The following is an 11,006-nucleotide window of genomic DNA, read 5'->3' on the forward strand; positions in this document are numbered from 1 at the left end:
AGGAAACACCGCGACCAGAACCCGCCGGCCGTCCCGCCGACGATGACCGCCGTGGGATACAAGCATCTCCCCGGTGGCCTGCCGGTCGCCGAACAGCCGGAACCGGACAGGCGCATGATGACACCGTTCACCCTCAACGAGATCCGCCATGTCTTCGCCCTGTTCACCGAAGCCGTTCTCCCACCCGCCATGATCACCTGGTGGTCGGACTGGCGCCGCGGCCACCAGGCCCGCGCCCGCTACTACCACTACCAGACCCGGATCTACGCTGCCCAAAGCATCGCCCGGCAGGCAGCAGCCACATAAAGATCACTGGTGCTGTAGTACTAGTCCTTCGGGGCCGGCCTCGTGGAGGGTACGCGGCACGTCCACAGAACCATATCCTGATGATCATTTTGTTCCGCGGAACCGCGCCGCGCATCCCTCCTGGTCCCGGTCTCGGTCCGACCATCTTGGTGCTCCACGGGACCGTGATGCGTTCGGTGACGGTGGGCTGGCAGAGTGAGGATGCTGTGATGATCCGCCGTCTCACCGTAGCGCTCACCCGACTGCGGATACTGCCCGCCTTACCCTGACCGGCGCCCGCGGTCCTTCTTCAAGATCTACGACTTCGCGAAATCACCGACAGCCGATCCGGACAGGGAACGCCATTTATTCAAGACCTCACGCGCGTCCGAATCTGGGCTACCGGATGAGGCGACCAGAACCGAGGCGTAGGCAAGCACGCCCGCGATGCCGCCAGCCGCCTCCACCGAGTCGCGCTCGGCGAGACCTTCGCGGCTCTCGTGACTGCGCCCTCTACGGAGCCGTCTCCGCATCCGTTCCTCTACCGGAACATCGATCCCGATCACAAGTGCAGGGATGGATCGAAGAATATGAGCAACTTCCAGGGCTGACCGCGCACCAACAAAGATCGTAGTTTTTCCCGGTGCAGACTGCCGTAGAACCTGATCGGCGATCCAGAGTGGTCCTTGGTCTTTGATGAGGCTCTGCCCGAGCCTCCACAAGGGCTCGACTGAGCCTTGCCTCACTGCCTCGGAGNGGATGACGTCGCCGAATTCAATAACCCGGCATCCGGCCTTCTCGCCGACGAGTCTAGCTACGGTCGACTTGCCAGACCCGGAGTATCCTACCAAGACGAGGCTGGCCTTCGGGCTCGCGTGGACGAAGTTTTCCTGACTCAAATTCTCTTCCTCCGATAAACGCCCACTGAAGGGCTTGTCGCTGCCATGCTACTTCCACCATTTGATGGCGGGCTCGGTACCTGTGGGCAACATGTAGATCAGGGCTTCGATCCGACCATCGATCACATCCCAGCGGTAGGGCCGACCNTCGTCCAGGAAACGCTGCCGAATATTGCGTCGCACGGCCAGGCGATCCCGCCCATCGAGAACTCGGTCGAACGACTCGTCGGGCTGGAACAGTAGATACATTCGGTCGTTCTCGTGAACATGTCTCGTGTTATTCGGGGGGTAGCACGGCGCGAACACGGAAAGAAACAGACGGACTCCCGCGAACTCGAATTGCCAGGAGGGAGAATAGAAGTCTCGCGTTAGGCAGTCGGCTCGGTTGGGGTCGAGCGCACTCAGTGACTCGAGCGTCTTGGCGAACATCTCGCACGCATGAGAGAAATCCAGCAGTTGCGGGCCTGAGGAAACTTCTACGACAAGAGCATCGAGCGTGTCGGCTGTTATCCGGCTGCAGAATTCCTCGATCGCGCCTGCGACTCGATGTATGTTGCTTTCGAACGTCTGATCGCGATCCCAGGAAGGTCCCCAGCAGATTCGGGCGCTGGGCGCGAACGGGCAGAGAGTGTTCCGCAACACCTCGGAGAAGCCGTCGTACAACTTATCTCCTTCCCTCATGCCAGTCGCCCGAGGTCAGGCGGTTTCTTGTGCCGAGATGCCACGCATGTGGGTGAGATGCCGCGATGACTGCATAGAGCGCCCTTCCGCTCTCCGTTCGAAGTTTTTCGGCGGCGCGCTCTCGGGTCTTGCAGAGGGCCTGGCTCATATCGGCTCCGGTGCTGGAAAGTTCGGACAGTTCGAGGTCACAGTCGAGACTGTCTGCATCCTTTACGATGCGCGACTCGAGCGTCTTCTGCTCCTCGTATTCTGCCCATAGATCCAGCAGATCGTCCGCGAGAGAGGTGCCCTGTGAGATGTCCTTTATCGCCAACATCTCATTACGATCGACGTACATCCTGGTGAGATAGTTGACGTCGCCCGTGCGAGTTTCGCAGAGGTCATGTGCCAATGCGAGAAGAGCGCATCGCCCAACGTCCGCTCCTTCCCTCTTCGCAATTACGCTTGAGATCCAGGCGACCCTCAGCGTGTGCTCGGCGACATTGGCGACGTTCAGTCCGCCGAACTGCATCCAGGTGCGAACTATATGCCGCATTGTTCCAATTTCATAAAGAAAGTCGATATCGCGACTGCTGCTATCCATGGCCAACCTCCCGTATCGTCTGAACATACCCGAGCAGTGCGCGTGCGAGCGCGACGGCGCTGGCCGACGCGTATCCGAGTTATTGATCGTTCTTGCATCTCTCGCCGAAATCGGCGATTCCGCAGATCACAACATAGCGACATCCGCGGTGCCAGGTGTCCTTCGCCACGCCAGATGTCTCCATTTCGCCGGCACTTAAGTCTTGTCGGGCCGCGACCCGATTGCGGGCCGGTCTATCCTGAAACAGGACACTACTTGTGATTGATTATGGCAGTTCTTTCAAGCGTCGACGCCGTGGTGACAATGTGGATCCTATGACCGATTCGGCCATGGTAGAGAGTGTCGATGAGCCTCGCCGAAAGAGGTCGCCTGGCAGCGATCTCCTCAGGAGGATCGGCTAATACTGCGACGGTCGCCCGATCCCGCGCTGTCACCCGGCGGCCGCCTGCGTTCCGCACCACGGCCGATCGTCCCGAACACCGAGCTTGCAGGGAACTGCTCCTGGGCCATGCGTAGCACGCGGGCTGACCCGTCGGCTATTACGCCAGCTTTGAGCTGGGCGCTGACCTCGCGCCAGAATGTCAAGGCGGATCCGACTCCCCACAAAGGATGACTCGACCGTGGCCAGCCCGCCCGTTCCAACAGTTGGGTCGCGTTCAGCGGGGTGCTGAACGCCTCTGCGAGCGCGTTGATTTCCTCGTCGGTCAGTCCCCCGCTCCGCATACGAGAAGAGTCCCTCGGACTGCTGTTAAACTGAACACGAGGAGTTGACGTTTCCCGAAGAATCTCCCTGCACTCTTGGGCGGCGGTCTCGTCCGCCGACGATTCATGTCGACCATCAAGTATGANGTTGGCGAGTGCTGTCCATGTGGGCAGGGACCGCATTCGTATGAGAGCCCGTGGTTCCGCCGCGATTAGCGGCGACCTCAGGTCCAACGCCGATAGAGCTCTAGAGATTCTCCGATATGGAATTCTAATTATGTCTTCAGGCATCTGGAACGGGCTTTCTAGATATATCATGTCGGTCATGAGTGCGGCACCGAGGGAACGTGCATACCCTGCCGTATAGGCACCCTCAATGATTCCTTCGAAGTGGTTCCTGGTAATGGCCTTGGTGCCGCGCACCTGGAAGATGTTCAGGACGTGGTCGGGTACGAAAGCCTGTCCCGCTAATAGCTCGGGAACTTGCGACCACAGGACCTCGACGTCCGCTGGAAGCTCCAGTTCTCCTTCCGGATCGAGTTGCCGTCGTATATCAGGTCCGTCGAGTGCTCCAAGCCATTGGCGACGGATAAGGGGCGTCGACCGACCTGTGCGCCTGATGTACCTCGGTGGTACCTGGGCGGGGCGCCGCCGGTAGGAAGCTTGCAGGCCGGTAGGAGATGCGCTGCCATACTGGGACTCCTTTTGCTGGCGATGTTCGAGTAGGCTCGTTTCTGTGGCGGAAATTGCTATATCGCCGGTCTCGACGAAGCCACTGTGCAGCCGCAGCATGCGGCGACAGAGCCGGCTCTCGAAGTAGGAGGATGCCGGGATTACCAGCTCATCCGCGAATATCAATGCGATCCTGAATCCGAATAGTGCTTCCCTGAAAATTGTGTCGTTGCTGATCGAGAAGTTTTTCCTGGCTCGCGCCTCGTGATAATAGTCGAGAAAGTGGATATAGATACGCTCGACTGGGCTGCCGGTCACAGTTGAAATGAGGCTCGGTCGACCCCCTTTCATGATCTCCGCCGGAAGCGAAGAAAGTATATGCTGTGACCAGTCCTGGTTTCGATCTGTCGGATATTGCTCAGGAAAAAGCTGCAATCCAAGAATGCGGATATGATTTTCTCAATCCGTTGTGCGTAAAATGGATAGCTTCTTCCGGTGAACTTGTCGATCTTATCGAGGAATACTTGACCTTTGATGTACTTCCCTAAAGCTTCGACGGCCGGGTCGCCGAGCTGGTAGATGTCGGTGAGGACGTCGGGCAATACTACGACAACTGTGCCTGACGGGGCGAGTTGTGCCTCGATGTTGGAGGCAACGGTAGCGTCGACCTGAACCTCGAGGAGCGTAAATGCGAGAAAGGCAAAGTCAACAGGATCTACCCATCGGGACGGCTGGGGTTGGGTTATGTCACCGTGAGCTACCTCGATATTCGAAGCGCCATTGAGGCGCTCGCGTGCGAAGGCGAGGGCATCCCGGTTGGAATCGACAAGAACCCACCGGACGATTTGGCCGGAACTCCGGGCGAGAAGGCGCCTCGTTAGATACCCGCTGCCGCAACCAAGATCCATCACCGAAGATGCTTTGGACTCGGAGATCTCCTGCCACAGCATAGGAATGACATATTCGTTCCGGACGGGATCTGCTTGACATGCCTGATCCCAGAGATGAAGAGGCCGCGGGACGGTGTCAGATATGTAGTCCGCCGAGAGCTGTCGTGGCGGAGAGAAAAGCGCCTGGGCTGCATCGGTGGTCCACCCGTGTGGACTCGAGGGAAACACGCGGTCTGGCGCTGCGTTGCTGCAGACCGGTTCGAGAACCGAGACCGAATCGAAAGTCGCCGACCACTGATTGTCACGCCGGCAGATGCGGCGTACGAATTCTGATACCCGCGATGCTGGCCGCACCTCACGCCCCCCCGGCTTGCGCGATACGTTTATGCTATTGACCGACCCATGTCAGTGGGCGGCGGCGTGGTTTGACCACGAGCAGCCCACCGAGAGGTCTTGTCGTCGCCTCGATGATAGATGACCGCGGTCGGGAGCGAGGCAGGTACTTCCGGATTGCGTCCGGTGATGGCTGACCTGCGGCGATACGATCCTCTCGTTACTGAGATGGCGCTGTCGGAGGGCGGCGGCGGTCACTCCTGGCTCGACGTCTGCCGAGCGAATCGGCCGATGTCATCGTCTGAAAGCGAGTGAAACCGGTGTGTAGGGGCGGTGATACCGCCGTTGTCTAGCGTCCTGCTCAGCAACCCCCTCCCCGCCCCGACGTTCGTTCATCCGTACCCGCTCCACCAGTACCGCCCTTGCCCGCATCCCGTGGAAGGAAGACGTGTGACAGCGATGCCCGCGGTCCAGGCCGGCGGCCTGGTCAAGAGATTCGGCGACTTTCGGGCCGTCGACGAGATCGATCTCGAGGTGCGCCACGGCGAGATCTTCGGAGTGCTCGGGCCCAACGGCGCCGGGAAGACGACGATGCTGAAGATGCTGGCCACGCTGCTGCCGATCGACGGCGGCCGGGCCGAGATCTTCGGCGTCGACGTCGCCGCCGAGCCCCACCGGGTCCGTCAGCTCATCGGCGTGACCGGCCAGTACGCCTCCGTGGACGAGGACCTCACCGCCGCGGAGAACCTGTGGCTGTTCGGCCGGCTCCAGGGCCTGCGCTCGGCGGACGCGCGTACCACCGCGCGCCGGCTGCTGGAGCAGTTCGGTCTGGGGGAGGCCGCCGAGCGGCGGATCTCGGCGTTCTCCGGTGGGATGCGCCGCCGCCTCGACCTCGCCGCCTCCCTCATCACCCGGCCGCCGCTGATCTTCCTGGACGAACCGACGACCGGCCTCGACCCGCGCACCCGCGGCCAGATGTGGGACACCATCCGCGAGCTCGTCGACGACGGCTGCACCGTCCTGCTCACCACGCAGTACCTGGACGAGGCCGACCAGCTCGCCGACCGGGTCTGCGTGATCGACCACGGCCGCAAGGTCGCCGAGGGCACGCCGGACGAGCTCAAGACCCAGGTCGGCGACTCGACCCTGCAACTTCAGCTCGCCCCCGGAGCCGATCAGGCGCTCGCCCGCGCGGTGGTGCGCCGCGTGCTCGGCGAGGAGCCGGTCACCACCCCCGAGTCCGGCCGGCTGAACGTTCCGCTCGACGTCGCCGACCGGGCCGCCGACGTGCTGATCGCGCTGCGCGAGGCCGCTGTCTCGATCGCCTCGGTCAGCGTCGCCAAGCCGACCCTCGACGAGGTCTTCTTCGCCCTCACCGGCCACGGCACCGCGGCCGGTCCCGATGCCGACGGTCCGGCCGATGCCGACGGGCCGGCCGACGCCGACGGGCCGGCCGGAGCCGTCCCCGGTCAGGACACGCCCAGCCTCGTCGACACCACCACGGAGAGGGTCCGATGAACACCGTTCTCGCCGAGCCGACCGCCGTGCGCCGCCCGCGACCGGCCCCGGCTGATCCGGCGGCCGCCGTCGCCCGCACGCGGGCCCGGCCCGGTCTGGGGGACACCCTCGCCCAGACCCTCGCGATGGCGTGGCGGGCGTTGAAGAAGATGCGCCGCAACCCGGAACAGTTCTTCGACGTCGCGCTGCAGCCGCTGCTGTTCACCGCGATGTTCGCCTACGTGTTCGGCGGCGCGATCTCCGGTGACGTCCACAGCTACCTGCCGCTGCTGATCCCCGGCATCGTCGCCCAGACCGTGCTCACCACCTGCATGGCCACCGGGACGCAGTTGCGGGAGGACATGGACAAGGGGGTCTTCGACCGGTTCCGGTCGCTGCCGATGTCCCGGGTCGCCCCACTGGCCGGCCCGATGGTCGCCGACCTGGTCCGGTACCTGATCGGGGCGAGCCTGACCTACCTGATGGGCCTGATCCTCGGCTACCGGCCCGGCGGCGGGGTACTCGGCGTGCTCGGGGCGATCCTGCTGGCGGTCCTCACCGGCTGGGCGATCGCGTGGGCGTTCACCTGGATCGGCACGGTCGCCCGCAGCGCCCGCGGCGTGCAGGGGATCTCGATGATGATCCTTTTTCCGCTGACCTTCCTGTCCAACGCGTTCGTGCCGTCGAGGACGATGCCGGGCTGGCTGGAGACCTTCACCAAGGTCAACCCGGTGTCACATCTCGTCTCCGCCAGCCGGGACCTGGCCAACAACGGCGTGCTCACCGCGCAGGTGGGCTGGACGCTGCTCACCGGGCTCGTCGTGGTGGTGATCTTCATGCCGCTGTCGGTCGCCCGCTACAAGCGGCACCTGTGACCCGTGGCCCGGCGCTACGTCGTCGAGCCGTGCGGCCAGCCGCTCGACGAGGAGGCACGCCTCGTCGAGCAGCTCCGCCGGGCGCCGCTCGTCGTCGGCCGCCCGGGCCGCCGGGAGCGCCCCGGGCGCCCGGCGCTCGGCGAGCGCCTCGACCCGCGCCCATCCCAGCGACGGGATCGTCGCGACATAGGAGAATCGTTGCGCCAGCGCGAGCAGCTCCACCGCCTCGCCCACCGTCGTCCCGGTCGGCCGGGCGTCGCGAAGGCCCCAGGCCCCGAGCGCGAACAACAGCGTCCCGCAGGCCGGATAGTCGATCGCGGCGTCGCCGCGCCGGACCGCGCCGACGCACCGCAGCAGACCGGAGCAGAACAGCTCATGGCCGGTGGCGAGGTCGTCGTCGGCGGTCGCGTGCCAGGTGAACGCGGCCAGCGCCACCGCGTCCCCGACGAGGGCCCAGGGCTCGACGCCGGTCGGTGCGACGCCGGGCCACCGCATCGCCCGCAGCGCCTGCGCCGCGTCCAGGTAGCGGCGCAGGCCGCCGGCCGTGTCGCCGCGGGCGAGGGCGAGCTCCGCGCGGCCCACCGCCGCCATCATCGGGCCGCCTTGCAGCGTGGCGCTGGGCGCGCCGATTCCGGCGAGGTGCTGCTCGGCGGCGTCGAGTCGGCCCTCGTTGATCGCGTCGAGCGCCAGCAGCGCCCGTAGCTGCGCGACATCGTCGTGGGCACCGAGCCGCTCCAGGACCGGCAGGGCCGCCCGGGCGTGGGCACGGGCGGCCGGCAGATCCCCGAGCTGCATCCTCAGTTCGGCAAGCCGGGTGTGCAACAGGGCCGTCAGCCACGGCCCGTCCGCCGGCCCGGCGAGTGCCAGCGCTCGGGTGGCGGTCGCGGCCGAGGCCCGCACGTCGCCGGAGTTCTCCCGCTGGTGGGTCAGCCACACCAGCGCGTGCAGGGCGGTGTGCCGATCGGGAGCATCCGCCAGCCGCGCGAGCCGCGTCTCGATCTCCGCGGCCGGCGTCGCCGGGGCGAGGGCGAGCAGGACCCGGGTCGCACCGGCCAGCGACGGATCGCCCGCCACCTCCGGGTCCAGCCGTGCGAGCAGGTCGCGGACCGGCGACGAGAGAACCCCGTCACCCATGAAGATCGCGGTTCTCGCCGCAGCGGTGACGGCGGCCAGCGCCACCGGGACCAACTCGGGCGGCGGTGTCCAGTCGGACAGCATCGTGGTGACCGCGTCGATCAGCGTCATCATCCGGACGTGCTCGCCGCGGATCGTCCAGAACTGTTCGAGCACCGTCACCAGCCGCACGACCGTCTCGGCGTCGCCGCCGGCCAGCGCGGTCCGCAGCTCGTCGGCGAGGTTCGTCTCCTCGGCCGCGATCGCGTCGATCGCCGCGAACTGCCGCTCGCTGGACAGCTCTCCGCCGTGTCGGATCGCGTGGCCGACCGCCCAGTTCCGCTGGGCCCGCCGCGCCGATGCCTGCTCGCCGGACTGGGCCAGCCGTAGCCGACCGAACTCCCGCACCGTCTCCAACATCCGGTAGCGCACGCCGTCGGCCGACTCGCGCACGCTCAGCAAGGACTGGTCGACGAGGTTCTGCACCGTGTCGACGGGATCGCGGTCCGCTCCCGCGTCGGCGGGGCCGGGGGCGGCGAGGACCTCCTCCGCCGCGGCGAGGGTGAAGCCGTCGGGGAAGAGCGCCAGCCGGCGCAGNGAGCGCCGCTCCGGCTCCGCCAGCAGGTTCCACGACCAGTCGATGACCGCGAGCAGCGTGCGATGGCGATCCGGCGCGCCCCGATCCCCACCGCGCAGCAGGGTGAACCGGTCCGCCAGCCGTCGGTCGACGTCCTCCACCGACATCGCCCGGACCCGGGCCGCCGCCAGCTCGATCGCCAGCGGCAGCCCGTCGAGCCGGTCGACGATCCGGCCGATCACCGCACGGTCGAGCCGGACGGTGGGGCGGGCGGCGGCGGCGCGCTGGCAGAACAGCTCGATCGCGTCGGCGCGGGCCAGTTCCCCGAGCAGGTAGACCCGTTCGGCGCTGATCGCCAGCGGGGCCCGGCTCGTCGTGAGCACCCGCAGGTCGGCGGTGGCCGTGACGAGGAAGGCGACGAGCTCGGCGACCTCGACGACAAGGTGTTCGCAGTTGTCCAGCAGCAACAGGCTCGGCCCCCGGGCGAGCCGCGCGGCGATGCGGGTGCGCAGGTCGGCGCGCTGCGTCGGGGTCAGCACCCGGCGGTCGCCGATCGAGTCGCGGACCCCGAGCGCGGCACCGATCTCGCCGAGCAGGTCCTCGGGCGCCGTCACCCCGACGAGTTGGACGACATGCACCACCGGTAGCGGGCTGTCCCGGGCGAGCAGGTACGCCAGGCGAGTCTTGCCGAGACCCCCCGGCCCGACGATCGACACCACCCGGGACCGGTCCAGCAGTGCCCGCAGCCGGTCGACGTCGTGCTGGCGGCCCAGCAGGGCGGTGGCGTCGTACCGGATCCCATCGCGGACGGGCCGGTCGAGGGCGAGCAGCTCGCGCTGGACGCGGGAGAGGATCTCCCCGGGGCTGGTGCCCAGCCGCTCCCGCAGGTCCCGGCGGTAGCCCTCGAAGCGGTGCAGGGCCGCCCCGGGCCCGCGCACCGCGGCCTCGCTGCGCAGCAGGTCGGCCAGCAGGCCCTCGTCGTCGGGCCGCCCCGCGTGGGCCGCCTCCAGCAGCGGGAGGGCCTCGGCGTGCCGGCCCGTCCGGCTCGCGACCCGGGCCAGCAGCAGCCGCGCCGCTGCCAGGTCGCGGCCGGCCGCCCGGCGGACGTCGGCGAGCGTCCCCCGATCGTCCGCGGGCACCGGCGGCAGCGACGCGCCGAGCTCGAGCGCCTCGCGGGCCCGCTCGGCGGCGGCCTGCGGATCAGCCGCGACGAGTCCGGCGGCCTCGGCCACCAACTCGCCGAGCAGGCAGCTGTCGACCTGCACCGGCGCGAGGCCGAGTCGGTAGCCGTCGCCGTCACGCACCACCGCGTCGGCGCCGCAGGCCGCCCTGGTCCGGGAGACGACCACCTGCAGCCCCTTGATCGGGTTGGCCAACGGCTCGTCACACCAGATCATCTCGACCAGTCGCCGAGACCGCACCGACCGCCCCTGTTCGGACGCCAACGCCGCCAGCAGCGCCTGCGGCCGCTCGCCCGTCACCGGGACGCCCTCCCAGCGCACCCCGTCCAGGAGGGTGAGGCTCACGACCACGCTGATCAGTCTAGTAGACCGTCGCCACTAATGTTTGGGGTATAGGTGGCGGAGTTTGGTGCGGGCGTCGGCGGTGNTGAAGTGCCAGTGGACTTGGCGCTGGTCGGCGTTGACGGCTGTCTGCCAGGCGGCGAGTTCGGTGTTGAGCACGTCGAGGTCGTCGATGCGGCGGTCGAGGCATTGGCGGGTCAGTGCGGCCAGTTCGATCTCGGCGATGTTGAGCCAGGAGCCGTGTTTGGGGGTGTGGTGGATCTCGAGGCGCCCGGCGAGAGCGAACGCGACGGCGGGGTCGAAGGCCTCGTAGAGCGAGGCGATGCCGTGGGTATTGAGGTTGTCCATGACCAGCACCACCCGCTCGGCGTGGGGG

The 11,006-nt window shown here is 66.6% G+C and carries 6 protein-coding genes and 5 pseudogenes; 3 read left to right on the plus strand and 8 right to left on the minus strand.

The genetic code is table 11. The annotated features are described in order from the left end of the window. Positions 1-306: pseudogene (locus tag UK82_RS30185) on the plus strand (IS701 family transposase); the annotation flags it as partial. Between the two features lie 296 nt (positions 307-602). Here UK82_RS30185 and UK82_RS43650 read toward each other — a convergent pair. The 6 genes and pseudogenes from UK82_RS43650 to UK82_RS32275 all read right to left on the minus strand — a co-directional run. After that, the coding region (locus UK82_RS43650) for a hypothetical protein (protein ID WP_396230690.1) at positions 603-1,041 on the minus strand (439 nt) is incomplete at its 5' end. 1 nt (position 1,042) lies between these two features. Then, positions 1,043-1,184 (minus strand): annotated as a pseudogene (locus UK82_RS43655) (shikimate kinase); the annotation flags it as partial. 148 nt (positions 1,185-1,332) lie between these two features. Then, positions 1,333-1,865: pseudogene (locus UK82_RS43660) on the minus strand (YqcI/YcgG family protein); the annotation flags it as partial. Next, positions 1,849-2,448 carry an HD family hydrolase gene (locus UK82_RS30195; protein ID WP_055410828.1) on the minus strand — a complete coding sequence of 200 codons (600 nt, stop codon included), beginning with the start codon at positions 2,446-2,448 and terminating at the stop codon, positions 1,849-1,851. The pseudogene UK82_RS43660 and the gene UK82_RS30195, both read right to left, overlap by 17 nt. Positions 2,449-2,832: 384 nt before the next feature. Beyond that, entirely contained in the window at positions 2,833-3,171 is a 339-nt protein-coding gene (locus UK82_RS43665) for an effector-associated domain EAD1-containing protein (RefSeq protein ID WP_396230180.1), read from the minus strand. 998 nt (positions 3,172-4,169) lie between these two features. Continuing rightward, the gene (locus tag UK82_RS32275) at positions 4,170-4,772 is read right to left on the minus strand and encodes a trans-aconitate 2-methyltransferase (RefSeq protein ID WP_082122354.1); all 603 of its coding nucleotides are present in this window, start codon (positions 4,770-4,772) and stop codon (positions 4,170-4,172) included. A gap of 723 nt (positions 4,773-5,495) precedes the next feature. On the opposite strand from UK82_RS32275, the gene UK82_RS30200 reads away from it, so the two are divergent. Both UK82_RS30200 and UK82_RS32280 read left to right on the plus strand, forming a co-directional pair. After that, the gene (locus UK82_RS30200; protein WP_044888562.1) at positions 5,496-6,563 is read left to right on the plus strand and encodes a daunorubicin resistance protein DrrA family ABC transporter ATP-binding protein; all 1,068 of its coding nucleotides are present in this window, start codon (positions 5,496-5,498) and stop codon (positions 6,561-6,563) included. Next, entirely contained in the window at positions 6,560-7,417 is an 858-nt protein-coding gene (locus UK82_RS32280) for an ABC transporter permease (RefSeq protein ID WP_082122353.1), read from the plus strand. The genes UK82_RS30200 and UK82_RS32280 overlap by 4 nt, the downstream gene beginning before the upstream one ends. Before the next feature lie 1,711 nt (positions 7,418-9,128). Here UK82_RS32280 and UK82_RS41135 read toward each other — a convergent pair. Continuing rightward, positions 9,129-10,639 (minus strand): annotated as a pseudogene (locus UK82_RS41135) (ATP-binding protein); the annotation flags it as partial. 77 nt (positions 10,640-10,716) lie between these two features. Beyond that, positions 10,717-11,006, minus strand: a pseudogene (locus UK82_RS30210) (transposase); the annotation flags it as partial.

Source organism: Frankia sp. ACN1ag (genome assembly GCF_001414035.1).
GTDB lineage: Bacteria > Actinomycetota > Actinomycetes > Frankiales > Frankiaceae > Frankia > Frankia torreyi.

Coding starts and splice junctions, on each gene's coding strand:
- UK82_RS32280 (WP_082122353.1), top strand. CDS start 6,560: ATGAACACCGTTCTCGCCGAGCCGACCGCCGTGCGCCGCCCGCGACCG.
- UK82_RS43665 (WP_396230180.1), bottom strand. CDS start 3,171: ATGCGGAGCGGGGGACTGACCGACGAGGAAATCAACGCGCTCGCAGAG.
- UK82_RS30195 (WP_055410828.1), bottom strand. CDS start 2,448: ATGGATAGCAGCAGTCGCGATATCGACTTTCTTTATGAAATTGGAACA.
- UK82_RS32275 (WP_082122354.1), bottom strand. CDS start 4,772: ATGCTGTGGCAGGAGATCTCCGAGTCCAAAGCATCTTCGGTGATGGAT.